The sequence below is a fragment of the Actinomycetes bacterium genome (assembly GCA_036000965.1).
Classification (GTDB): domain Bacteria; phylum Actinomycetota; class CALGFH01; order CALGFH01; family CALGFH01; genus DASYUT01.
In genome coordinates this window covers 1-23,888 of record DASYUT010000112.1, presented here as the reverse complement: position 1 = coordinate 23,888, position 23,888 = coordinate 1, and the positions used below count along the sequence as shown (strand labels likewise).

Genomic DNA, 23,888 nt, shown 5'->3' with positions numbered 1-23,888 from the left:
GAGGAGCGCGTGTCCAGCCAGAGTCCCACCGAGGCGCCGCCGGCCCCGCTGCGCGCGCGTGCCTCGGCCAAGATCAACCTGGCCCTGCTGGTCGGGGCGCTCCGGGAGGACGGCTACCACGAGGTCGTCACGGTCCTGCAGGCGGTCGGCCTCTGGGACGAGCTCGAGGTCCAGCTCGTCCCGGAGGGCCTGGGCCTGGAGGTGGAGGGGGAGGGCCTGCCCCCCACCGAGTCGAACCTGGTGCTGGTGGCCGCGCGGGAACTCGCCCGCCGCACCCGCGACCTGCCGGGGGCCCGGTTCCGGCTGCGCAAGGGGATCCCCGTGGCCGCCGGCCTCGGCGGCGGCAGTGCCGACGGGGCCGCCGCCCTGCTCGCCCTCGACCGGCTCTGGGGCCTGCGCCTGCCCGCGGTCAACCTCCATGCCATGGCGGTTGAGGTAGGCGTCGACGTCGCCTTCCTGCTCACCGGGGGCAGTCGCCTGGCCACCGGCCGCGGGGACCGCATGCAGGAGATCCCGGCCAAGGGGCCAACCTGGTGGGTGATCGGCATCGACGCGACCGGGCTGGCCACCCCGGCGGTGTACGGCCGCTTCGACGAGGTCGGCCTGGCCCGGCCCCTCGGCGAGCGCTGGCCGGGTGGGCTGCTCGGCGCGCTGGCCGCCGGAGACCTCGACCAGGTCGGCGCCAACCTCCACAACGACCTCGAGCCGGCGGCGTTCGACCTTCTGCCCAGCCTGCGGACCAGCAAGGAGCGCCTGCTCGAGGCGGGCGTGCTGGGCGCGGTCATGAGCGGGAGCGGCCCGACCATGCTCGGCCTGTGCCACGACGAGGAGCACGCCGGCAAGGTGGCCCGGCTGGTCCGTCCGGCCTTCGCCCGCGTGGAGGTCGCCCGCGGCCCGGTCCCTGGCGTGACCTTCGGGTAGCGGCGGGTCTCGCAGGGACGCCGGATCCCGTAAGAGCAGTTCGGGGGGGATCCCGGCAGTCCGGTTCGGTACGATGCCCTGGTGGAGCCTTGGCGGGTGGTGTAACGGCAGCACGGCGGCCTTTGGAGCCGTCAAGTGAAGGTTCGAATCCTTCCCCGCCAGCAGCCGGGTTTCTCGCATCGTCGTTGGAGGGGCAGATGAGCCTGAGTGTGGTCGTGCTCGCAGCGGGGGAAGGGAAGCGCTTCCACTCCTCGACCCCCAAGCCGCTGCACCTGGTGGCCGGGCGGGCGTTGTTGTGGCACGTGCTGGCCGCCGCGGCCGGGCTGCGGGCCGACTCCACCGTGCTCGTGATCGGCAGGGGCGCCGACGAGGTGCGCAAGGCGGTCGCCGGCTTCAGCCTTGGTCCCGTCGGGTTCGCGGTCCAGCAGGAGCTGCGAGGCACCGGCGACGCCGTGGCCGCCGCGCTGCCCCTGCTCCCGGCCGGCGGCGAGGTGCTGGTGCTCTACGGCGACACACCGCTCATCACCCGGGCCACCCTCGAGTTGCTCCTCGACACCCACCGCACCCTCAAGGCCGACGTCACCCTGCTGACCTGTGCGGCCGAGGACCCGACCGGGTACGGCCGGGTCCTGCGGGGCCCGGACGGTGCGGTCACCGGCGTGGTCGAGCACCGCGACGCGACCCCAGAGCAGCGCGCGGTCCGGGAGGTCAACGCCGGCTTCTACGTGTTCAGCCGCCCCGTGCTGGACGCGCTGGCCCAGCTCAGGGCCGACAACGACCAGGGTGAGTACTACCTGCCCGACCTGATCCCGATCGTGCTCGCCCGCGGGGGCGTGGTCGCCGCGTGCCGGGGGTCGGAGGTCGAGACACGCGGGGTCAACGACCGGATCCAGCTCGCCGACGCCGGCGCGGTGCTGCGCCGGCGGCTGCTCGAGGCGCTGATGGCATCCGGGGTGACCGTGGTCGACCCGTCGATCACCTACGTCGACGTCGACGTGGAGGTCGGCCAGGACACCACCATCGAGCCGCTCACGCTGCTCGAGGCCGGCACCCGGGTCGGGGCCCGCTGCCGGATCGGTCCGAACACCCGCCTCACGGACTGCACGGTCGAGGACGAGGCGGTGGTCACCCAGACGGTCGCGACCGGCGCCCACATCGGGCCCGGTGCGCAGGTCGGGCCGTTCGCCTACCTGCGTCCCGGCGCCGACCTGGCCGCCGGCAGCAAGGTGGGCACCTACGTCGAGGTGAAGAACTCGCGCGTCGGTCCCGGCTCCAAGGTGCCCCACCTGACCTATGTCGGCGACGCCGACATCGGCGCCGGGGTGAACGTAGGCGCCGGCACGGTGTTCGTGAACTACGACGGCGTGGCCAAGCATCGCATCTCGGTCGGCGATGGCGCCTTCATCGGATCCGATACCATGCTGGTTGCGCCCTTGGAGGTCGGTCCAGGGGCGCAGACGGCGGCCGGATCCACGATCACCAAGGACGTGCCTGCCGACGCCCTGGCCATCGAGCGCGCCGACCAGCGGACGGTCGAGGGTTGGGGTGCCCGCCGGCGCCGGCGCAAGCTCGAGGCGCAGGGCCGAGTCGCCGACTCCACGCATGGAGACGAGTATGGGCGGGAATGAGTGAAGCAGAGTCGGGGAGGCGTGCAGTGAGCCAGGGCGTGACGCCCAAGATGGTCGAGGCCCTCGGGCGCAGGCACCTGATGCTGTTCTCGGGCCGGGCCAACAAGGAACTCGCCAGCGAGGTCGCCAGGCACCTCGGCATCGACTGCGGCTCGGTCGAGATCCGGGACTTCGCCAACGGCGAGATCTACAGCCGCTTCCAGGAGAGCGTCCGGGGGACCGACGCGTTCGTGATCCAGACCCACGCCGCGCCGGTGAACGAGCGGATCATGGAGCAGCTCATCATGATCGACGCCCTCAAGCGGGCGTCGGCCAAGCGGATCAGCGCGGTCGTGCCCTTCTACGGCTACGCGCGCCAGGACCGCAAGGGGCGCTCCCGCGAGCCGATCACGGCCAGGCTCGTCGCCGACCTGTTCCAGACCGCGGGCGCCAACCGGATCATCACCATGGACCTGCACTCCGGGCAGATCCAGGGCTTCTTCGACGGGCCGGTCGACCACCTGACCGCCCTGCCGCCGCTGGCCGAGTACATCCGCACCCGCTTCGGCACCCACGACCTGGTGATCGTGGCGCCCGACGCCGGCCGGGTGAAGACGGCCGAGAAGTTCGCGGGCGTGCTGAACTGCCCGCTCGCGTTCCTGCACAAGCGGCGCAGCCGCGACATCGCCAACCAGGTCGAGATGCGCGAGGTCGTCGGCGAGGTGGCCGGCATGCAGTGCGTGATCGTCGACGACATGATCGACACCGCCGGGACCGTGGTGCAGGGCGCCGAGGCGCTCATGGCCAGCGGTGCCGAGCGGGTCACGGCCGCCGCCACCCACGGGGTGTTCTCGGGGCCGGCCATCGACCGGCTGAAGAACGCGCCCATCGACGAGGTCGTGGTCACCAACACCCTGCCCCTGCCCGACGAGAGGCGGCTGGACAAGATCGTCGTGCTGTCCATCGCCGACATCATCGCCGCCGCCATCCGCGCGGTGTTCGAGGACCTGAGCGTGTCCGAGATCTTCCACGACCAGAACCAGCTCTGACCACGCTGCCTGAAGCGCGGGTCGCCGGTGTGCCGGGTGCCCTGGCTGGCAGGTTTGTGGCCTGCCGTACCCGCACCGCCGCCGGCACCGCCGGCGGCGGCCACGCGTCCACCCGAGGACACGGTCGCGGTCGTTGCGTGCCGTCGCGGCCCTTGCGTGCCGTCGCGGCCCTTGCGTGACGGGCAGCTTCGTCGTCGGTGCCGGGCGCCGGTTTAGGATCGGTTTGTTCCAGCCAGGAATGTGTCCTGAGGCCGGCCGGAGGAGTCCCGTCGATGTCGATGCTCGATCACCTGCTGCAGCGTCTGCTCGCCCGCCCGGTGGACGAACTGGTCCGCCGAGCCCTTGCCGAGCAGGGTGGAACGCCGGATGCGGGCGAGGCTGGCGACGACTCCCTGTACCGCTACCGGGTCCACGGCGACCGGTCCCGGTTGCGCATCCACCCCACCGCCGTCGTGAACAACGCGCTGTTCAACGTGTCCTCGGGGACGATCACGGTCGGGGAGTACGCCTTCTTCGGCCACAACGTCGCCGTGCTCACCGGCACCCACGACGTCGAGAAGTTCGGCCGGGAGCGGCAGACCTCCATCCCCAGGAGCGGCCGGGACGTGGTCGTGCACGAGGGGGCCTGGCTCGCGAGCGACGTGCTCGTGCTCGGCCCGTGCGAGATCGGCGCCCACGCGGTCGTCGCGGCCGGTTCCCTCGTTCTGCGCGACGTCGACCCGTACACGATCGTCGCCGGCCGGCCGGCGACGATCGTCCGGACGATCGGGCACGACCAGGAGGGCAGCTGACAGCATGGGGGAGGCGGGGTGAAGCTCGAGATCGGGTCGGGCGAGCGCCCGGACGCCGCCTACGACGTCCATACCGACATCCTGCCGCTGCCCGGGATCGAGGTGGTCTGCCGGCTGGACCAGCTCCCCTTCGCGGACGGGAGCGTCACCGCGCTGCGCGCCAACCATGTCCTCGAGCACCAGAGCTGGGAGCTCGTCGAGCCGACGCTGCGCGAGTGGGCACGGGTCCTGCGGTCGGGCGCGCCGGTGGACATTGGCGTGCCGGACGCGCGCTACATCGCCCGGCAGTGGGTGGAGGGAAGCTACGGGACCCGGGAGGCGAACTACTGGCTGCTCGGCGGCCACTCCGACCGGGCCGCCCACAAGGGCGTCGACGAGCGCGGCGTGCCGCTCTGGATCTGGAACGCCCACCACACGCTGTTCGACGACGCCTGGCTGGCGGAGCTGCTCACCGCCTCCGGCTTCGTCGACATCGACATCACCTGCTACGACATCAGGAACCTGCGCTGCCTGTGCCGGCGGGCCTGACCCCGCCCTCGCCAGCGGGCGCGGCAGAATGGTGGCCATGGACCTGCCAGTGATGCCCCCGGTCAAGCCGATGCTCGCCAAGTCCGTCTCGATCATGCCCGACGGCATGCTCTACGAGCCCAAGTGGGACGGGTTCCGGTGCGTGGTGTTCCGGGACGGCGACGAGGTGGAGCTCGGCAGCCGCAACGAGCGGCCGTTCACCCGCTACTTCCCCGAGGTCGTCGAGGCGGTGCGCGAGCGGCTCCCGCGCCGCTGCGTGGTCGACGGCGAGATCGTCGTCATCCGGAGCGCCGGCCTGGACTTCGAGGCGCTGCAGCAGCGGATCCACCCGGCCGCCTCCCGGGTGGAGCTGCTCGCGCGGGAGACGCCCGCCTCGCTGATCGCGTTCGACCTGCTCGCGCTCGACGACCGATCCCTGCTGGAACGCCCCTTCGCCGAGCGGCGGGCCACGCTCGACGCGGCCCTCGCCGGGGTGGAGGCGCCCATCCACCTGACCCCGTCGACCGACTCGGTGAAGGTCGCCCAGCGCTGGTTCCGGATGTTCGAGGGGGCCGGCCTGGACGGCATCGTGGCCAAGCCGCGCGACCTGCCCTACGAGCAGGACCAGCGGGTGATGTTCAAGGTCAAGCACGTGCGCACGGCCGACTGCGTGGTCGCCGGCTTCCGTTGGCACAAGAGCGGCCCGGTCGTCGGCTCCCTGCTGCTCGGCCTCTACGACGGCGACAGACTGCAGCACGTCGGCGTGGCCGCGTCGTTCTCGATGGAGCGGCGGCGGGAGCTGCTCGACGAGCTGGCGCCCTACCGCCTCACGGCCGGCGAGCAGCATCCGTGGCTCGGCACGGTCACCCCCGAGCGCATCCCGGGCGGGGAACCGTCGCGCTGGAACGCCAAGAAGGACCTGTCCTGGGAGCCGCTGGCGCCGTCGCTGGTGGTCGAGGTGGGCTACGACCACATGGAGGGCAGGCGCTTCCGCCACACGGCGCAGTTCAAGCGCTGGCGACCCGACCGGGACCCCAGCTCGTGCACGTACGAGCAGCTCGAGCGGCCGGTCGCCTTCGAGCTGGCCCAGATCCTGTCCGCCGGCGGCGTGCCCGGCCCCACCCCCGGCTGATCCCGAGAAGCCCTGGGCCGAGGAGCGAATCGGTACCCGGCGGTTCCTGGGCGGCCCGATGGGGAATCGACACCGGCAGCACGCAGCAGCGTGCGCCCGTGCGACCAGGAGGACCACCATGACCGAACGGGACTGGCCGGAGCGGCCGGAGGCGGAGTCCGAGACCCCGACCCTGGCCGGCCTGCCGGTCGAGGCCCTGCCGCCCGACGGCGACCGCGTGGTTGAGCTGTCGTTCGACGCCTCGGGCCGGATCGGCACGGCCCGCTGGCTCGCCACTGGCGAGCAGCGCACCTCCCAGGACGAGCGGCAGAGGACCGGGCTATGAGCCGCGAGCTGGGTCCCGACGAGGTCCGCTGGGAGGGCGGTCGCCCGGCCGCGGTCGGCGGCCAGGAGCTGGGCCAGGCGACCCGCATCGTCCAGACAGCGGCCGGGTTCTGGGGCCTGCACGGCGTGGGCGACGACGTCGTGGTCGTCCACCCGGACGGCGCCATCCGGGGCGGGCCGAGGAGGTCGCCGCCCGCCTGCGGGCCATGGCCGGCGACGACGGCCGCGACGGCGCCGACCGGCAGGCGGCAGCCTCGTTCCTGCCCTTCCTCGGCGGGGACGACCCGGGCAAGGCCACCGACGTCCCCCGCTCGCAGGCCGACACCGGCGGCCTGCCTCCCACCTACCGGCTCAGCGACCCCACCAACTCGCCGCCCGAGGCGGTGCCCCCAGACAGGTCCTAAATCAGCTCCTTGGACCATACCGACAGGGCCCGGATCGCGGCCGCGACCTCGGCGGGGACCGGTAGCCCGCGGGCGGTTGCCTCCACCCACAGCGCCGACAGCAGCCGGGCGGCACCCTGGGCGCCCACCGCCAGCTCCCAGCGTGCCGTGGGGACCCCACACAGCCCCACCTCGGCGGCTGGGAGACCCTCGGCCTCGGCGGGGCCGAAGACCCGGGCGGTGTGGACCGCCCTGGCGACCGCGGGGTCCCACCCCGGCGCGCCCAGCGCGCCCGGCGCGTGCTGGCTGGTGGTGTCGCGGCTCCCGGGCTCAGGTGCGTCGTGGCCGTGCTGGACCGGCTCAGCCATGCTGTCGGCGCCGGGCTCGGGCCATCCGCCGCCGGTGGGCGCGCTCGTCCTGATAGTCGATCACCAGCAGCGCGATGATCAGCCCCAGCCCGAGCAGCATGACGAGCCCAATGGCGACTACGCCGGCTGCGTTCAGCCCGCCCGGCGCCAGGAGGGAGGCAGCGGGTGTCACCATAGGGGCTGCTCGCCGGCCGGCCCGGTATCGGGGTGGGGTGGGGTGTCCTGGTCGAGTGGCAGCTGGCTGGTCATCGCGGCTGGGTCCACGATCCGCATGCTCATGTGGACAACCGCGCCGAGGGCGACGGCGCCCAGCGCGTAGGTCTGGGCAGGGCGGAACTGGGCCGGGGCGAGCAGCACGACCAGCTCGTAACCGAGCCACCAGAGCGCGCCGATCACCACGGGGCGTTCCCAGACGCCGAGCTGAAACGGGGTCTCGAAGGCTGGGGGGTGGCGGCGTGCGACCCAGGCGTACAGCACGACGGTGGCGGTGTAGAGGATCGCGGGCAGCAGGGTGGAGGCGGTGAACAAGGTGGTGAGCGCGTCGGGGTTCCCCCCAGGGTGACCAGGATCAGGGCGCTTGCGCCGGCGACCAGCAGCACCACCCAGACCGGCCCACCCCGAGCGCGCGAGACCTGGGCAAGCAGCTGGTGGGCGGGGAGGCGGCGGTCTCGGGCCATGGCCCAGGCCAGCCGGGAGGCGGTGGCCATGATCACCGTGCCGCACGCGAAGATCGCCACGCAGACGAAGGCCAGGAACAACTCGATCCGGCCGCCGAGGAAGTAGCGCAGGATCGCCGCGACCGGGGCGGTGGTGTCGCCGGTGAGCCGGTCGGGGTCGGGGATCGCCTGGGCCAGCGCGACCAGGAATCCCATCCCCAGCACCCCGGAGACCACGACGGCCTGGGCCATCGCGGCAGGGACGGTGTGGCGGGGCTGGCGAGTCTCCTCGGCGAGGGTGGCCGACGCCTCGAACCCGACGATGGTGTAGGCGCCGAGCAGGGTGGCCAGCATCCCCGGCCCCAACCAGGACCACCAGCCGGCCGCCGGGACTGCGCCGGTGCTGGCAAGGTTGCTCCAGTGGCCGATGCCTGCGATCCGGCCCGCAATGACCAAGACGATGGTGAGCTGGAGCAGCCCGATGATCTCGGCGAGGACCGCGAGATTGTTGAGCCGCGCGGTCGCCGGGGTGGACAAGCAGATCAGTGTCGCCTGGGTGGTCAGGACGACCAGGGTGCCTGTGGCCAGGCTCCGCGGGGTTGGGGTGAGGCCAGGAGGGGCCAGACGGCGGCCTGGACCAGGGCGTAGTCGACCGACACGGTCACGATCACCAGGAACGACAGCGACAGCCACCCCACCCACCAGCCCACCGAAGGACCAGCCAGGCGGGTGGCCCACTGGTAGGCGCCGCCGGCCAGGGGGACCCGCGCGGCCAGCGCCCCGTAGACCAGCGCGACCAGGGTCTGCCCGGCGACCGCGACCGGCCAGGTCCAGATGCCGCGGGGCCCGGCGGTGGCCAGGAGGAAGCCGAAGGTGGTGAAGATGCCGGTGGTGACCGAGATGAACGAGAACCCCATCCCGAACGACTCCCCCCAGCCCAGCGTGCGGGCCAGCTGGGGCGGGTAGCCGAACCGCCGCAGGAGTACGGCGTCTGCATCGTCATCGGGCGTGGTGCGGGTGGTGGGTGCGGTGCGGTCGGGGGCGGAACGCATCCGGTACTGCCTCCTGTTGCATCGAGAAGTGGTGGTTGGGCACGCGTCGGGCTAGCCAGCCCGATCGCTGGTCGCTGGGAAGTGGAGCGCTGGGGCTTGGGGTGGTGGTCAGCCGCCCCGGTCCCGCGCCAGGGCATGCGGGGCACGGTCAGCGCCGATGGCGTCGAGCACAGCCGGATGCAGCCGCCCGTTGCTGGCGACGGCGAGCTGCCCCTCGGCCCAGGGCTGGCCCGCGGGGTCGGTGACGCAGCCGCCCGCCTCCTCGATGAGCAGAATCGGGGCGGCCAGGTCCCACAGCCGATCTGCGTCCTGGCCGACCACGACGTCCACGGCGCCGTCGGCGAGCAGGCACCACATCAGGAAGTCGCCGATCCCGCGGGTGCGCCAGCACCGCCCGGCCAGGCCCAGGAACCACGGGTCGGTGCGGAGGTCGCCGTAGGCGAGCTGCGCGCCGCCGAGGTCGCTGATGCACGACACGGCCAGGGGCCGGGGCGTCGGGTCAAGCGGCCCGGTCGTCCACGCGCCGTGGCCGCGCACCGCCCACCAGCGCAAGCCCATCGCCGGGGCCGACACCATCGTGACCTCGACCTGCCCATCCACCTGGAACGCCAGCAGCGTGGCCCACCAGGGGATGCCGCGGATGAAGTTCCTTGTGGCGTCGATCGGGTCGATGACCCAGCGCCAGTGCTTGCTGCCCCGGGCGCCGCGCCCCTCGCCGAGGATGCCGTGGTCGGGGCGGCGCTCGGCCAGCCGCGCGCGGAGGCAGTCCTCCACCGCCTGGTCGGCCTCGGTCGCCTCGCTGGCGTCGGGCTTGCTGGCGACCAGCAGCTCGCCGTCCCGGTACAGGTCAAGGCTGACCCGGTCGGCCTCGTCGGCCAGGAGGTGCGCCAACTCCAGCTCTCCGACCCACCCGCTGCCGCGCCCGGTCACGACAGCACCTCCCCGAGCGCGGCCAGGAACGCCCGGTTGTCGGCGGGCGCGCCGATGGTGACCCGCAGATGGCCGGGCAGGTGGGCCAGCCCGGACACGTCCCGGATCGCCACCCCACGCTCCAGCAGCCCGCGGCGGACCTCCCAGGACGGCTCGGGGGTGGCAAAGCACAGGAAGTTCGCCTCGCTGGGGCGCACCCGCACCCCGGGCAGCTGGGCGAGCGCGTCGTAGACCCGCTGGCGTTCGCGGACCACCAGCGCGACCGTCGCAGCCACCTCCGCAAGGTAGTCCAGGGCCAGCAACCCGGCCGCCTGGGTGAACCCCGAAGGGTGGTAGGGCACCCGCACCTTGGGCAGCACCCCGACCACCTCCGGGTGGGCGAGCAGGTAGCCAAGCCGCAGGTCGGCCAGGGCCAGCGCCTTGGAGAACGTGCGCAGCACCGCCAGGTTGGGGTAGCGGTCCAGCAGCCCGGCCGCGCTCGGCTGGCTGCCGAACTCGGCGTACGCCTCATCCACGATCACCAGGCGCCCCGGGTGCCGCTCGCACAGCCGCGCGACCACCTCGGCCGGGGTGGCGTGGCCGGTGGGGTTGTTGGGCGAGCACACCACCACCACATCCGCGCCGGCCGGGTCGCCATCGATGACCGTGGTCCCGGCGGCGGCGGCGACCTGCCGGTAGCCACCCCAGGCCGGCTCGAGCACACCCAGGGTGCGGCCCGCCCCGCCGACCGCCTGGAACAGTTGCGCCAGCAGCTCGAAGGTGCCCGCCGCGACCCACACGCCCTCCACGCCGCGGCCGTGCAGGCTGGCCAGCCGCTCGCGCAGGACCGTGGCGTCGAGGTCGCCGTAGCGGTGCCAGTCGTGCGCGCCGGCCAGCTCGGCGAGGTCGGCGCGCAGCGCCCCGCACGGCGGGTAGGGGCTCTCGTTGGTGTCCAGCCGCACCGGCACCAGCGGCCGGGGCGAGCTGTAGGCCACATGAGCGGCCAGATCGGGACGCGACCGGACTGTAGGCTGCTCGGGTGGGGTGACCGCCCCGTGGCTTGAAGAGCCTGTGGATTTCTCACTTGAACCCAGGGGCGAGACGATCGCGGCCTTACCGATGTACGGCGACGTTGCCGTGGTGTCGTCGCCGGGCACGCTGGCTGCCTTGAGGGTGCGGCCGGTCCTTCCGCCTCGGCTGTGCGTGTCCATCGACGGCTCCCTTCACAGCAGCACCCCTGGCAGTGGCATGGCGAAATGAACCGCGGAGGCTGCTGGCTATGAGCGCTGGGAACGTCTGCCGGGCTGGGGCCCCCGCCTCGCCCTGGCGGTGATCAAACCGGGCGATGCGAGCAATGGGGATAGCCGTTGTCGGCCGATGCCGTCGGCCAATGCCCCACTAGGCGTATCGGACGACAACGGGAGCAAGGTAGGATAGGACGCGAACCGGTCGCCTGGCAGGAGCGGTAGATGGCCCCCCTCGACCCGCACGACGAGCTGCGCCAGGCGCGGCTGCGGCGCGGCTGGTCGCGGCCGGAGCTGGTCGTCAGGTTGCAGCGGTGGGAGACCGAGCACGGCAGCGGCCGGGAGCTGGCGGTTGACCGCAACTCCTTGTACCGCTGGGAGACCGGCAGGCGTGGCGTCAGCGAGTTCTACGCCATCCGCTTCGAGGCCGTGCTCGGCATCCCTCGTGATCGGTTCATCGACGGGCGCTCACGGCGTCATGCCGGCAGAGTGGATCACCAGGATTCCGTTGGCGCCATTGGGGGTGCAGCGACGGCGAGCCCGATTCCGGATGGAGCGCTGGGGCGCACGACAACCGCACCGATGGAGCTTCCCAGCTAGCCGTATGCGCCCGAGACAGTGACCGCGATCCGCCGGACGCTCCTCGGCTACGGGCCACCTGGGCGCTTGGCGGGCGACGGCGCGGACCCCACACTTACTATCGCCACCCTTGGTCAGCGGGTAACCCGGGCATGGCGGCTTCGCCAGAAGGCACGCTATATGGCGCTCGGCGGCCTCCTCCCGAGCCTGCTCGCCGACACCGAACTCGCCGCCAAGGAACTCCCAGGCCAACACCGCGACCACGCCACCCATCTGCTGGTACACACCTACAACGTCACGTCAGCCATGCTCAAGCGGCTCGGCGACGCCGAGCTCGCCTCGATCGCGTCAGATCGCGCCATCCAAGCAGCCCAACGCCTCGACGACCCCCTGTTGGCCGCATCGGCGTACTACCGGCTCGCCAACGTGTTCCTGCCCGCTGGCCGCCTGCTTGAGACCAAAGAAGTAGCGCTGTCGGCGGCGAGCATGCTCGAGCCGGGATTGGCGGCATCGCGGGCGCAGCTCGCTGCCTGGGGCGGCCTGCTGCTCACCGCGGCCTTGGCCAGCGCCCGGCAGGGCGAATGGGCCGACACCTGGGAGCTGTTCGGCGAGGCCAAGACCGCCAGCCGGCGCCTTGGCCACGACTACGCCGACCTGCACACCATCTTCGGGCCGACCAACCTCGCCATCCACGGCGTCCAGCTCTCGGTCGAGCTGGGCGATGGCCGGGAAGCGCTCCGCCGAGCGGGGCGGGTGGACCCCGACCGGCTCCCGCCGAGTCTGCTGGAACGCCGCTCCCACTTCTTCATCGACCTCGCCCGGGGCCACGGGCAACGCCGTGATGATGCCGCCGCAGTCGCTACGCTGCTGCGAGCCGAACAGGTGGCGTCCGAGGAGGTCCACTTCAATCCCCAGGTCCGAGACCTTGTCCAGTTGTTCCTGCACCGGGAGCGGAAGGGAGCAGTGCCCGAGCTGCGCGGACTGGCCGACCGGATCGGCGTGCTGAGATAAGCCCTCGACCAAGGAGCGTGCCGTCGGTGCCCAGGCGGGTCCTGTACGTCATCGCGTGTGGTGGCCGTCCCCCAGCGACCTGCCCGCCTTCGTGGAGCGGACGCAGGCTGCCGGGTGGGAGGTCTGCGTGGTCGGGACACCCTCGGCCGTGAAGTTCCTGGACATCCCACGCCTTGCCGAGTTGACCGGCTATCCCGTCCGCAGCGACTACAAGCGCCCCGAGGAGCCCGATGTGCTCCCCTCGCCGGATGCGCTCGTGGTCGCCCCGGCCACGTTCAACACGATCAACAAGTGGGCCGCGGGCATCTCCGACACCCTCGCCCTCGGCCTGCTCAACGAGGCGATCGGGCTTGGCCTCCCCGTCATCGCGGTCCCGACCGCCAACGTCGCCTTGATCCGCCACCCCGCCTTTGTTCGCAGCGTCGCCGAGCTGCGCGCCTGCGGCGTCCGCGTGCTGTTTGACCCTGACCGCCATCCGCTGCCGACACCGAACATGGGCGCGCCCGGCGCCGCCCTGTTCCCGTGGGACGCACTCTTTGACGAGCTGACTGCTTGGACCGCAACAAAGGCGAGCAAGGTCCAAAGGGACGCGAACCGGCCAACCAGGAGCGGTAGGCAGTGATCGGCAACGCAGCGGGCCATGGTGGCCGCAGACGGAGAGGCGGTTCGACAAGGTCACCCCCGAGCTGCTCCACAACTTCGTCGTGCAGTTCAACGAAGGACCGGTCACCGCTCCGGCATGAGGCTCCTCTCGGCTCACGTCTCTACTCAGCATCGGTGAACGTGAGGTACTCGATCTCGCTCCAGCGAAGCAAGATCCCACGTCCCAGCAGCACGACGTCCCGTCTTCGTCCAGCTGGAAGTCGCCAGTCTCAGGGTCCACCTCCGCCTGCTCGGCCAGGTAGAGGTCTTGCTCATGAGGGTACCCCGCCGCGTATGACCGCCGCCCGTGACGGTCGAGCGCGAAGGCACCCCCGATCCAGGGACCGGTCTTGAGCTTGATGCGTACCCAGGCGACCGGCTCGCTGCTCAGCAGGTGATCCCAGGCGCGAGGGCGTGGGCCGTGCCGGCCAGCAGGAGTGCCCAAGCGCCGCTCCTTCCGGACCCCCGTGCCCATCACCCGCCCGGTGACGTACGGAACGACCACATATCCGATGGCGACCGCCCAGAGCCAAAGCGGCAGTGGCCGCCCCTTCTCGAGATGCTCTGTGCGGATGTAGTTGGCGTAGAACCAGTAGGTCGCTGGTGACAGCAGCGCGTGGAAGATGGCGGAGTAGCCGAAGAACCGCGGGATGCGGTCGGCCGCCTGAATGCCCCAGCGGCCACCGACCCTGGACTCGAAGCCCCAGACGTACATGGCGCCCGGAAGCAGAGCGAGCGCTGCCATGGCGAGCGCCTGGAAGGTGCTGACCATCGGCTCCGGCGGGGTCGGGGGATTCGGGCGGTACCGATGTAATCACACCCCGAGGTATGCAGCGCCGGACGAGCAGGCCTGTTGGATCGAACGCACAGCGCGGGCAGCAGGCCCTGAGCCGTCCAGGAGCGGGCGCTGTGACCAACGGCTGGAAGCTACCGACCGGCCTGCCGGGCAAGGGTCCGGGGCTGACCACGAACCCGGCGGATCACCGCGGCGAGCAGGTTGGGGCGGTCTGCGAGGGGAAGCCGATGGCGAGTCGGACCTTGGATCTCGTCGGCTGCCAGCTCCGCGAAGCGCTGTAGCGCATCCGATGAGCCTTCGGCCTATCGGACCAGCTGGTTCCTGGTCAGGACCGGGCTCGAATAGGTTGCGACAGCGGGGTCGTCGCTGGGGCATGGCTGTAAGGTCTCGTCCAGGTTCTCGAGCAGCTCGATGAGTGTCCTGGCCGACCAGCCAAGCGACACGCGGACCACTCCTGCCGCCAGATGGACGCCCCCGGGGCCAAGCAAGGCGATGCTGCCTGTCGGACGTTGCAGCGCATCGCTGGTCTGGTCGGCGCGGCGCACGATCGCGTTGAGGTCCCCAGCGCCGCCTTCAATCGACTCGAGAAGCAGCCTGTTCACAGCTTCGAGGCCACTGTGTGCGATCTCGAGGAACTCGCTGTACACCTTCAGCCGTTCCTGACGGAGCCATCGTCGATGTTCGGCGCGGCTACCGCGCATCGCCCCGTAAACGACGCCGGCAAGGCCAAGAATGCCCCCGACGATGGTCGGCAGGACCTGAACCAGTAGCGGTGTCTGCGTGCTGACGCCCTCGACGGCCAAGATCCCTACCATCCTCCCCTCCCGACGAACCTGTCACAGGGAAGGGAACCTATCGCGTGTCGACGTCCCGTCGAGGATCGGGCCGCGGGTTGTAGCACCAGGCGGCGAAGCGGTCCTCCGGCGCGACCTCGGGCTCGTTCACCATGCGCCCTCGCCTCTGAGGACTCCCCTGTGCAAGAGGAGGGTCGGCGGCATGGACAAGCGGATTACTGTTGACGCCGCCGCGCCTCCCGCCACGGCGAGGTCGCCAACCTGACCTGCGCAGATAGGCGCACGGTTGTGCATAGGTCTGGGACGTGCCCTCCCGAGCATTCGAACCCTCCGCACCATCCCGCCACTATCACCGCAGCTCATCCCAGTCGGCCTGCGGGTTGAACGTCGTGTCGAGCGTCGCGGGTGTCATTGCCCTCCCCCACCTGCAGGCGTGACAGGAACTCGGCGAGGCGGCCCGTGATGGTGATGTGACAATCCGCTGATAGGCCTGCGGCATTGGATTTTGGCCGACCTTTGTCAGCGTTCCCCCGCTACCTTGAGCGCCTGACATGCGAGTCGTTCGATGTCCTCGGCGTCGATGCCGCGGCTGGTGCGCTGCTCGGTGGACCACACGAGCATGCCGTTGGGCCCGCCGCGTCGGTCCAGGGCAGGATGCTGTGAGCGGCATACCAGGCGCGCTTGGCGGTCCAGTCGGCGCGATACCCTGGCTTGTCGAGCATCCCGAGGTGCTCCCAGTAGACCGGCGCTCGACCGATCCTGTTGATGGTGAAGTCGGGCAGCCGCACCGACCCGTCGGGCATCGTCAGCGGCTCCTCGTAGAGGTATTGGGTGCCAAGGGAGCGCAGCGTGTTGGCCACGATGACCTCGGACTTGGAGCGGACCATCTCGCCGTTGGCGGTGCGGTGGACATGCGCGTCGTCAAACAGCCGGCCCTCGGGCGTCGCAACAGGGTTTGGTGGCCGGAACAGGCGGGTCAGGCGCCGGGCGGTCTCGGATTGCGATGGGCCTGCGGGGAGTCGAAGGTCAGACGGGTCGCCTTGGAGGAACAGGACCGACCGGGCGCGCTGGCGGGTCAGGGCGGTGTAGAGCAGCTCAGGTGACAGCAGCGGGCACGGGTTGGGGATCACCACCAGGGTGACGCCGAACTGCGATCCCTGGGCTTTGTGCACCGTCATGGCGTAGGCGACCTCGAGCGTCTCCGACAGCCGCTCACGGTCGGCGTTGAGTTCGGAGGCCCAGAAGGTGAACTGGCGGCCGGGCTGAGTGGAGAACTCGACCCTCAGGCCGTCAGGTCTGCGGTTCTTGGCACCCGCCCACTCGACGGCCATGCCGATCTCGCCGTTTGCGACCTCACCGTCGACCGTCTTGCGGTCTTGGAGGTCGTATGCGTCGTGGCGGTGGTTGGTGGCACACATCACCTTGTCGTGGAACAGAACCTCGTCGGCGCCCATGGGGGTGGAAGCTTAAAGCTGCGCCGTGCGGTGGTGGCATCTCCGGCACGCCAGGTCCGGAGCACGAGCCGGTTGAGGCCGGTGACACCGCCGGGCCGCGACCGGACGGGCGTGAGGATCTGCCATCGCTCGGCGCCCGCGCCATCCTGACCGCGGGTGAACGACGGGCGGCCGTTATAGGTCTGGTCCGCGCCGAGCGATCGCTTCAGGGCGCCAGCGTCGCCGATCGTGATGCCCAGGTCGGGGTCCTGGCAAGCAACGCGACGAGCTTCTCGTGCAGGTCATCCTCGTCGTCCCATGAGATCACGGTGAGCGTGCCGTCGCCCTTGCCAGCCAGCACTCGGGCGATCGCCTCGTGGCGGCAGGCGCAGCACCGTCCACCGAGAACCAGGACGCCACCGCGAGGTCGTCACGTCCGGCCGCGGTGGCAGGCCAGGGCTGCTGCTCTGCAGTGCCAGGGGCGAGTGGCTGTTACCGACGGCCCACGGTGAGCTCGGCCAGAGCGGGTCACGTCGAGTCGTTGGGGATCCCGGTTGTGCCTATGATTACTCTGTGATCATCGCTGGCCAATGATCGGCGGGGCTCAACGAGGGCGTCAACATGCCAAAGCGCTGGGACGATATCGAAATTCTCCAGGCCATCGACCGCCATCAGAAGCAGTCCGCCGGCGCCCCGGCGTGGCACCTCGACGGCCTGCGGCTCATGGAGGAGATCGCCGGTCGACCCGTCAGCGAAGACCACCGGTGGCGTGGTTTCGTCCAGGAGCTATACAACGCGCGCGACGCCGGGCTCCTGACCTTCCATGTGGACACGGCGCCTGGCGGTCAGCCCCCACAGCCCGACTCCAACCCGCACTATTACCTGCAGCAGATCCGCCGTTTTGCGCTCACGGTCGCCGGCCAGGACCGGGCGCGCGGGAGGCTCGTGATCCAGCCGTTGCCCGATCCCTCCGAGGATGACGGCCGTCCCATCAGTCGCCTGATCCTCAAGCAGGTCGCAACGGCGATCGAGGACGAATATGGGCCGGATCAGATTCCTACGTTTCTGTGCGAGTCGGGTATCCCGCTAGGACGGCTGCCGCTCGCCGACGACATCACCGAGGACGACGTTCAGGGCGTGCTGGTGGCCCTCAATCAGTGGGGCTCACAAGGGCGCCGAACCCTGCGCAGCTTCCTCAGTCGCTGGCTCGACGACCAGCTCATCTCGGGACCGAGCAACGAGCTGCGAACGGCGCTCATCGAGCAGCTCGCTCGTCAAGGCTGGTACGTGGCCGGCGGCAGGCTCGATCACGGCGCGGATCGCCCGGCGTGGGATCGAGTCGTCGGAACGGCTGGGTCGGCATCGCTGGCGGGTGGAGCGGGCGCTGTCCTGGTTGAGCTGTTGGCGACGGCTGGCGATGCGTTGGGATCGGGGGTCGGGCCGGTTCTTTGCGTTCGTGCTGTTGGCATGCGCGCTGGTCTGCTTCAACCGCCACTAGCACGCGATGTAGGGAAGCGGCGTCTGGAGAGCACGCCGATCGCGCCGCTTCGCACGTCGTGACCATCGACGACCTCGCTGAGGGGTCCACGGCCGCTCGGCCCACCGAGCGCGCGAGGCTGCTGCCTAGATGTAGTTCCCAGACGTCCTGTATCCGATGACTGGCTTGGCGGACACTGTTGGTGGCCATCGGGTGGACGTGGGGCCGCCGATCGGGCCGGCACGCCAGGGGGTGGAGGATGGGAACGCCGGTGCTGTTGCTGGTGGATGAGGACCGCGCGGTGCTGGAGGCGCTGGCGGGCGACCTTGGCCGCCGCTTCGGGGTCGACTACCAGCTCCTCGCCGAGGGTTCGCCGGCGGCGGCGCTGACCACCCTGGGGCAGCTGGCGGCGCGGTCGCAGCAGGTCGCCTTGGTGCTCGCCGGCCAGCAGATGACCCAGATGAGCGGGGTGGAGTTGCTGGTGGCGGCCCATGAGGTGCACCCGGCGGCCAAACGGGTCCTGCTGGTGAGCCGGGGGGACTACACCGCGGCCCACCCGGCGGTGCGGGCGATGACGCTGGGCCAGATCGACTACCACCTGTTCACCCCCTGGCAGCCTGCGGAGCGGTGGCTGTACCCGCCGGTGAGCGAGTTCCTGGCCGACTGGAGCAAGACCCAGGAGCCGTCGTTTGTGGCCATCCGCATCGTCGGCCGGCAGTGGGAGCCAGGTTCGCACCAGCTGCGCGACATCCTGACCCGCGTGGCCATGCCCTACCGGTTCTATCCCCACGACTCGCAGGCCGGACGCCAGCTGCTGCAGCAGGCCGGCCAGGACGGCAGCCGGCTCCCGGTGGTGATCTTCCGCACCGGCCGGGTGCTGGTCGACCCCTCCCACGCCGAGCTCACCGAGTTCCTCGGCGCCAGCACCCGTCCCGAGCCGACAACCTACGACCTCGCCATCGTCGGTGCCGGCCCCGCCGGGCTGGCCGCGGCGGTCTCCTCAGCCTCCGAGGGGCTGCGCACGCTGGTGTTGGAACCGGAGGTGTTCGGTGGCCAGGCCGGGACCAGCTCCTTGATCCGCAACTATCCCGGGTTCCCGCACGGGATCAGCGGTGATGACCTGGCGTTCCGGACCTTCGAGCAGGCGTGGCTGTTTGGGACCAACTTCGTGTTCGCCCAGGCAGCGACCTGCCTGACCACCCGTGGCTCCGAGCGGCTGCTCCGGGTCGCCGATGGCCGGGGGGTGGCCGCCCGGGCGGTGATCCTCGCGCCGGGGGTCGCCTGGCGGCGGCTGGGGGTGCCCAGCCTGGAGGCGCTGGCGGGCGCCGGGGTGTTCTACGGCGCCGCCGGCAGTGAAGCCCACGCCATGGAAGGCCAAGCGGTGTTCGTGGTCGGCGCCGGCAACTCGGCCGGGCAGGCCGCCATCCATCTCGCCGAGCACGCCGCGTCGGTCGCCGTGCTGGTCCGCGGCGAGGCCCTCGGCACCACGATGTCCGACTACCTGGTCACCAAGCTCCAGGCGACCCCCAACATCTCCGTCCGGCTGCGTACCGAGGTGGTCGACGGGCAGGGCAGCGGGCGCCTGGAGCGCCTGACGCTCCGCGACGGCCGCAACGACGTCACCCAGACCGTCGCGGCGGCCGGCCTGTTCGTGCTGATCGGCGCGGAGCCGCGCACGCACTGGCTGCGCGAAACCGTTGGGTGTGACCAGCGAGGCTACCTGCTGACCGGTCGTGACCTCCTCGGTGCCGGCGGGCTGCCCACAGGCTGGCCGCTTGTGCGCCCACCGCTGTTCCTGGAGACCAGCCTGCCCGGCGTGTTCGCCGCCGGTGACGTGCGCCACCGGTCCATCAAGCGGGTCGCATCAGCCGTCGGGGAGGGCGCCATCGCCGTCCAGCTCGTCCACGAGTACCTCGCCGAGCAGGCAAGCTGAAGAGACTATGCCCGATACGGCTGAATGCTCAAAGGGAGCGAAACGACGCCTTAGGGCACTCCGCACGATAACGTTGTGGTTCATGGAGGCCGGGGAAGCGGGTTGGGAGCGATGCTGTAGTTCCATTCGCTGTGGAATTCGTGGCGGCGGATCGGGACCGCGGCGAAGTCTTTGTCGCTGACCTTGATCCCCTTGGGGTAGGTGCCCTGGTCCAGCTCGGCGTGGACCCGCAGGCCGGTGCGGGTGGTGGTCGCCCCCATCAGTTCCACGGCCGCCTCGTCGCTCTCCAGCGGCCGGCCACGCCAGTTGGTCGAGATGTGGCTGAACAGGCGGTGCTCGATCTGGGGTGAAATGCAAGCCGAGCGGACCTGCTCAGGCACGCCTGCGGACCGGCCGCGGCCCTCGGCGCAGCCTGATGTGTCGTGGGTCTTGAGCGGGCTAGGCGGCGGGATCCCGGGAAGGTGTGAGGGCGACGTGGAAGCCGAGCTGTTGGAGTTGGGCAACGAGGCGGCGGGTCTCGCGTTCTGGGTCGCGGCGGCGCTGGAAGTAGTCGTCGCCGAGGTCATGGAAGCACTCGCCCGTGGTGAGCTGGTGCCAGATGAGATCGCTCAGGCTGTGCGCTACGGCGACAGCGGCCTTGTTGGGGCCGCGCCGCTTGGCGATCTGGCGGTACTGTGCGCCGAAGTAGCTCCCCCGCGTCCTGGCTGCGGCCCGGGCCGCTTCGATAAGGGCGCGCCGCAGCCAGCTGTTGCCTGGGGTGATCCCAACTCGGCGACGCTTGCCCGCCGACTCGTGATTGCCGGGGCAGACGCCGGCCCACTTCGCCAGGTGCCCAGGACTGGGGAACCTGCTCATGTCAGCGCCTGTTTCGGCGATCACGGTGTCGATGACCAGCCGGTCGAATCCCGGAACGGACGACAGCAACTGTTTGGCCGCCTGGAAGGGCTCGGTGCGCGCGTCGATCTGTTCGGTCAGCGCCGCGATGGTGGCGTCGAGGAAGTCGACGTGGTCGAGGATGCGGCGGGCGGCGACAGCGTGGTGCGCGCCGAAGTGCCCGGCGAGCGCCTCGGTCAGTTCGGGGATCTTCGGCCGCAGCTTGCCTTTGGCCAGGTTGGCTAACGCCGCCGGATCTCGCTGGCCGTCGATGAGCGCCTCGACCATCAGCCGGCCGGACTGCGTCAGCACCTTGGAGGCCACCGAGGTCAGTTTCACCCCGGCATCTTGGAGCACCTTCTCCAGACGCTGGATCTCCGCAGCCCGGGCGTCAGTCTGCGTCTTGCGGTAGCGGGTCAACTCCCGCAGCTCACGGATCGGTGGCGGTGGCACGAAGCTGGGCCGGATCATGCCATGGGCAGCCACATCGGCCAGCCACTCCGCGTCGGACATGTCGGTCTTGCGGCCAGGCACGTTCTTGACGTGATGGGCGTTGCACAGCCACACCTCGAAGCGCGACTCCAGCGCGTAGTAGACCGGCTTCCAGTACACGCCCGTCGCCTCCATCGCGACCAGCGAAACCCGACGGTCGGCCAACCAGCCGCCGAGCCTCTCCAGCGCCGCCGTTGTGGTCTGGAACCGTTCCTTCTCGGTGGCCACCCCTCCCCGCGGCCCCGCCACCCGTACGCACGCCGCGACGACGTCGCGATGTACGTCCAACCCTACGACCCGATCGTGGACTTGTTCCACGGCTCCTCCCTTCGTCGGGCCAACAACGACCCGCCGGGGAGGGACCTGGTTAGGAAACCGAATCTGGGGTTCGTGCTCGCAGCGACAATCCCAGGTCCCGCGGACCCTGCACCAGACTTGTTGCGGGCTCAGGTGCTCCAGTATCGAGACGGCGACCACGCCCGACGAGCCACACGAAGCATTTCATCACTCCCGGGTGGCCACAGGTCATGCAGACTTGTTCCATTTCGAGGTGCCGGGTGGGACGTGGCACACCGTCACCGCAAGGCCGGTCTCGGCCGCAAACCTTGCCAGCTCGGTCTTCCACAGCCGCACCCGGTCGCCGTTGCTGCCACCAGCGTCGGCGCAGACCAGCAGCCGGTCCGCCTGGGGGTACAGCACCCGGCCGGCCTGCTCCCACCAGCGGCCAGGCGTGGCCACGGCGAACGCGGCGGTGTCGTGGTCGACCCCGACGCTGACCCAGCCGGCGTTGGCGCCCAGGTCGTAGACCCGGTAGGGGATCGCCTTGCCGAGCGCGTCACTGGGGAAGTCGTGCACGTTGACCCCGACCGGCTCCCCCGACGGCTGCCACTCCCGGCCGGGGTTGTGGAACAGCCCGACCAGTTCCTTTTTCTTGGTGTCGACGCTGACGACCGGCTGGCCGGCGGCCAGGTGCTCGCGGGCCTGCTCGTTCACGTAGCGGAACTGCGCGTCCCGGTCGGGGTGCTCCCGCGCCCTCCAAGGTCTTGCGGGTGCGCTGCAACCGGTAGCCCTGCTCGCGCAGCAGCCGCCCGACGGTGTCGTCGCTGACCTGGAAGCCTTGCGCGCACAACGCGTCGGCGAGCTTGCGGGTGGGCTTGCAGGTCCACGCAGCGGCGAGGTGGGGTCGCCGCGGGTGTCGGGCTCGACCAGCCGGTCCAGCGCCTCCAACAGGCCCGGCTGGCGTTCGACCAGCCGCTTGGGTCCGCCACCCTGGCGGCGGGTGCGTCCGTAGGGGTCGGGTGGGTCGTCGAGCTCGCTGGCGCCACGGATGATGGTGGGGATCGACATCCCGGCAAGCTCGGCGACCCAGGTCACGCCGCCGTGGCCCAGCGCGCGGGCGACCGCCCCGCAGAGCAGGCGTCGATGCCGCTCGCCCAGGTGCGGCAGGACCCTATCGAGGACTGCTGAGAGGACCCATCAAGTGTCGAATCGCCCCCCACACGGCGAACCTACCGCAACCCCTCAGAACACTCAAACTTGTACCGCGGGGACCCCTTAGGGTACGCAAGTTCAGACGTGGCCTGTGAGCTGCCGTTTGCATGGGCGTGCGGGGTGGGACCGGGCACCTCTGCTGACCGACCCTGACCGTGGAAGCTATCCCGTGGCGGGCCGCGTCGTCTATCAGAGCTGCCGCTTCCCGTGCTTCGCTCCCGATTGCGGGGCCATGGGCGCGGCGCGTCTGACCTGCGCGCATAGGCGAACGGTCGTGCATAGGGCTGGGACATGCCCTGCCCTCGGGTCGGACCTCTGCAACCAGCTGACCGGCATGCGGCCTGCTGTGGAGCGGGGCAGGGCTGTCCGACTCCACCCGCGTACCAGGCGCTCCGGAGGACCGACGTATCGGCGGCGGTACTAGTCGTAAATAACTACGTATAGTTTGATGCCGCTCGGGTTGATCCTGGAGTGAACGCTCTCGGCCGTCCGTACGAACGGCTCGATGACAGCGTTGGCGACCTCCGCAGCGCACCGCCCGGCAGGGGCGGGGCGGACCCTCGTAGCGCCCGTTCCCACACCGCCGCCGCCTCGAAGGAGGCTCTGCGTTGCCGTACCCGAACGCAACCAGACGGCTCGCCCTCGGCATCGGCGTGGCCGGCCTCGTCCTCGGCGTCGGCGCCGCGGTCGTGCTGCAACGGGGAAGCTCGACCCCGGCTCCCACCCCGAGCGTGCAGCGCCTCGACCTGCCCGGCGCCCCGGTCGGCTCCGGCGGGACCGCCCCGGTCGGCTCTGGCGGGTCGGCCCCGGCGACGCCGGAACGGGCCAGCCGGTCGGCCACGCCGGGCAGCGCCGGCGCCGCGCTGCGGCTGTTCCTCGACGCCAACGCCAAGGGGGACTTCGCCAGCTCCTACCGGCTGCTCGACGAGGCCGGCCGCGACCGCTGGAAGTCGGTCGCCTCCTGGACCGACGCGCAGGCCGACCGCAGCCCCGTCACCGGCGTCAAGGTCGGCGGCGAGCGGCCCGGCAGGAGCGGCACGGTCGAGGTGACCGCCGACATGACCCACCCGGCCGGCATCGACCCGTTCGACGGGCTCACCCCCGGCCGCACGGTCGAGGTGTGGCGGGCCAGCCGCGAGGGCGGCGCGTGGCGGATCGCCGCCGGCCCGGTCTCGGTCCGGCCGGTCCTGCCCAGCGACCGGACCGCGCCCGACACCGTCCAGGCCTGGGTGGAGCGCCTGACCCGCTGCGACGACCCGGGCGCGGCCGCGCTGCAGGCCGTGCCCGACCTGGTCGGCCCGGCCGACCTGGCCCAGGCGCCCTGCCGCGAGCGCGGCACCTGGAAGGCGGCCGGCGCCCGCGCCTTCGAGGACGACGCCGACCTGCAGCCCTACGTCGCGGCCTTCGGGTCCGACGTGCAGACC

General features: G+C 71.0%; 24 protein-coding genes, 1 tRNA gene and 3 pseudogenes. 15 read left to right on the top strand and 13 right to left on the bottom strand.

The window, feature by feature from the left end:
- The first annotated feature begins 9 nt into the window (after positions 1-9).
- The 9 genes from ispE (at position 10) to VG276_09200 (ending at position 6,735) form a co-directional block, all read left to right on the top strand.
- A complete protein-coding gene (ispE, locus tag VG276_09240) occupies positions 10-921 on the top strand; it encodes a 4-(cytidine 5'-diphospho)-2-C-methyl-D-erythritol kinase (GenBank protein HEV8649573.1) in 912 nt (303 codons plus the stop codon).
- Between the two features lie 90 nt (positions 922-1,011).
- Positions 1,012-1,083 (top strand) — tRNA-Gln (locus VG276_09235).
- A 35-nt stretch (positions 1,084-1,118) separates the two neighbouring features.
- Entirely contained in the window at positions 1,119-2,549 is a 1,431-nt protein-coding gene (gene glmU / locus VG276_09230; protein HEV8649572.1) for a bifunctional UDP-N-acetylglucosamine diphosphorylase/glucosamine-1-phosphate N-acetyltransferase GlmU, read from the top strand.
- A 50-nt stretch (positions 2,550-2,599) separates the two neighbouring features.
- Positions 2,600-3,577, top strand: coding sequence for a ribose-phosphate diphosphokinase (locus VG276_09225; protein ID HEV8649571.1), 978 nt, complete (start codon positions 2,600-2,602; stop codon positions 3,575-3,577).
- Positions 3,578-3,849: 272 nt separating this feature from the next.
- Positions 3,850-4,368, top strand: coding sequence for an acyltransferase (locus VG276_09220; protein ID HEV8649570.1), 519 nt, complete (start codon positions 3,850-3,852; stop codon positions 4,366-4,368).
- Between the two features lie 18 nt (positions 4,369-4,386).
- The gene (locus VG276_09215) at positions 4,387-4,896 is read left to right on the top strand and encodes a methyltransferase domain-containing protein (GenBank protein HEV8649569.1); all 510 of its coding nucleotides are present in this window, start codon (positions 4,387-4,389) and stop codon (positions 4,894-4,896) included.
- 37 nt (positions 4,897-4,933) lie between these two features.
- A complete protein-coding gene (locus tag VG276_09210; GenBank protein ID HEV8649568.1) occupies positions 4,934-6,007 on the top strand; it encodes an ATP-dependent DNA ligase in 1,074 nt (357 codons plus the stop codon).
- 118 nt (positions 6,008-6,125) lie between these two features.
- The gene (locus VG276_09205; protein ID HEV8649567.1) at positions 6,126-6,332 is read left to right on the top strand and encodes a hypothetical protein; all 207 of its coding nucleotides are present in this window, start codon (positions 6,126-6,128) and stop codon (positions 6,330-6,332) included.
- 205 nt (positions 6,333-6,537) lie between these two features.
- Positions 6,538-6,735, top strand: a complete 198-nt coding sequence (locus VG276_09200; GenBank protein ID HEV8649566.1) for a hypothetical protein — start codon at positions 6,538-6,540, stop codon at positions 6,733-6,735.
- Here the strand turns inward: VG276_09200 and VG276_09195 are convergent.
- From VG276_09195 to VG276_09165, 7 genes are all read right to left on the bottom strand, one after another.
- Entirely contained in the window at positions 6,732-7,082 is a 351-nt protein-coding gene (locus VG276_09195) for a hypothetical protein (protein HEV8649565.1), read from the bottom strand. The genes VG276_09200 and VG276_09195 overlap by 4 nt on opposite strands.
- Complete coding sequence (locus VG276_09190) at positions 7,075-7,257, bottom strand: hypothetical protein (protein ID HEV8649564.1); 183 nt, start codon at positions 7,255-7,257, stop codon at positions 7,075-7,077. Before VG276_09190 ends, VG276_09195 begins: the two co-directional genes overlap by 8 nt.
- Positions 7,251-7,478 (bottom strand): hypothetical protein, encoded by a 228-nt coding sequence (locus tag VG276_09185; protein HEV8649563.1) that lies wholly within the window; start codon positions 7,476-7,478, stop codon positions 7,251-7,253. Before VG276_09185 ends, VG276_09190 begins: the two co-directional genes overlap by 7 nt.
- Positions 7,475-8,275 (bottom strand): APC family permease, encoded by an 801-nt coding sequence (locus VG276_09180; protein ID HEV8649562.1) that lies wholly within the window; start codon positions 8,273-8,275, stop codon positions 7,475-7,477. Before VG276_09180 ends, VG276_09185 begins: the two co-directional genes overlap by 4 nt.
- A 23-nt stretch (positions 8,276-8,298) precedes the next feature.
- A complete protein-coding gene (locus VG276_09175) occupies positions 8,299-8,790 on the bottom strand; it encodes an amino acid permease (GenBank protein HEV8649561.1) in 492 nt (163 codons plus the stop codon).
- A 108-nt stretch (positions 8,791-8,898) separates the two neighbouring features.
- Complete coding sequence (locus tag VG276_09170; protein HEV8649560.1) at positions 8,899-9,720, bottom strand: inositol monophosphatase family protein; 822 nt, start codon at positions 9,718-9,720, stop codon at positions 8,899-8,901.
- Complete coding sequence (locus tag VG276_09165) at positions 9,717-10,910, bottom strand: aminotransferase class I/II-fold pyridoxal phosphate-dependent enzyme (GenBank protein HEV8649559.1); 1,194 nt, start codon at positions 10,908-10,910, stop codon at positions 9,717-9,719. The genes VG276_09170 and VG276_09165 overlap by 4 nt, the downstream gene beginning before the upstream one ends.
- Positions 10,911-11,168: 258 nt before the next feature.
- Here VG276_09165 and VG276_09160 point away from each other — a divergent pair, with 258 nt between their 5' ends.
- From VG276_09160 to VG276_09150, 3 genes are all read left to right on the top strand, one after another.
- Positions 11,169-11,543: a helix-turn-helix transcriptional regulator gene (locus VG276_09160; GenBank protein ID HEV8649558.1), complete on the top strand. Its 375-nt coding sequence runs from the start codon at positions 11,169-11,171 to the stop codon at positions 11,541-11,543.
- Positions 11,544-11,702: 159 nt separating this feature from the next.
- Positions 11,703-12,533, top strand: coding sequence for an XRE family transcriptional regulator (locus tag VG276_09155; GenBank protein HEV8649557.1), 831 nt, complete (start codon positions 11,703-11,705; stop codon positions 12,531-12,533).
- Between the two features lie 55 nt (positions 12,534-12,588).
- The gene (locus tag VG276_09150) at positions 12,589-13,155 is read left to right on the top strand and encodes a flavoprotein (GenBank protein ID HEV8649556.1); all 567 of its coding nucleotides are present in this window, start codon (positions 12,589-12,591) and stop codon (positions 13,153-13,155) included.
- A 1,118-nt stretch (positions 13,156-14,273) separates the two neighbouring features.
- Here the strand turns inward: VG276_09150 and VG276_09145 are convergent.
- The 3 genes from VG276_09145 to VG276_09135 all read right to left on the bottom strand — a co-directional run bounded on the left by VG276_09145 (position 14,274) and on the right by VG276_09135 (position 16,559).
- Positions 14,274-14,774, bottom strand: a complete 501-nt coding sequence (locus VG276_09145) for a hypothetical protein (protein ID HEV8649555.1) — start codon at positions 14,772-14,774, stop codon at positions 14,274-14,276.
- Positions 14,775-15,298: 524 nt separating this feature from the next.
- Complete coding sequence (locus VG276_09140; protein ID HEV8649554.1) at positions 15,299-16,219, bottom strand: ATP-dependent RecD-like DNA helicase; 921 nt, start codon at positions 16,217-16,219, stop codon at positions 15,299-15,301.
- A gap of 205 nt (positions 16,220-16,424) precedes the next feature.
- Positions 16,425-16,559 carry a hypothetical protein gene (locus VG276_09135; protein HEV8649553.1) on the bottom strand — a complete coding sequence of 45 codons (135 nt, stop codon included), beginning with the start codon at positions 16,557-16,559 and terminating at the stop codon, positions 16,425-16,427.
- Between the two features lie 945 nt (positions 16,560-17,504).
- Here VG276_09135 and VG276_09130 point away from each other — a divergent pair.
- Together VG276_09130 and VG276_09125 are read left to right on the top strand one after the other, a co-directional pair.
- Positions 17,505-17,696 (top strand): annotated as a pseudogene (locus VG276_09130) (transposase).
- Between the two features lie 250 nt (positions 17,697-17,946).
- Complete coding sequence (locus VG276_09125) at positions 17,947-19,608, top strand: FAD-dependent oxidoreductase (GenBank protein ID HEV8649552.1); 1,662 nt, start codon at positions 17,947-17,949, stop codon at positions 19,606-19,608.
- Between the two features lie 80 nt (positions 19,609-19,688).
- Here VG276_09125 and VG276_09120 read toward each other — a convergent pair.
- The 3 genes and pseudogenes from VG276_09120 to VG276_09110 form a co-directional block, all read right to left on the bottom strand.
- Positions 19,689-19,952: pseudogene (locus VG276_09120) on the bottom strand (ISAzo13 family transposase).
- A gap of 94 nt (positions 19,953-20,046) precedes the next feature.
- Positions 20,047-21,291 carry an IS110 family transposase gene (locus tag VG276_09115; protein ID HEV8649551.1) on the bottom strand — a complete coding sequence of 415 codons (1,245 nt, stop codon included), beginning with the start codon at positions 21,289-21,291 and terminating at the stop codon, positions 20,047-20,049.
- Positions 21,292-21,507: 216 nt separating this feature from the next.
- Positions 21,508-22,419: pseudogene (locus VG276_09110) on the bottom strand (ISAzo13 family transposase).
- Positions 22,420-23,072: 653 nt separating this feature from the next.
- Here VG276_09110 and VG276_09105 point away from each other — a divergent pair.
- On the top strand, positions 23,073-23,888 hold an 816-nt coding region (locus tag VG276_09105), incomplete at its 3' end, for a hypothetical protein (GenBank protein ID HEV8649550.1).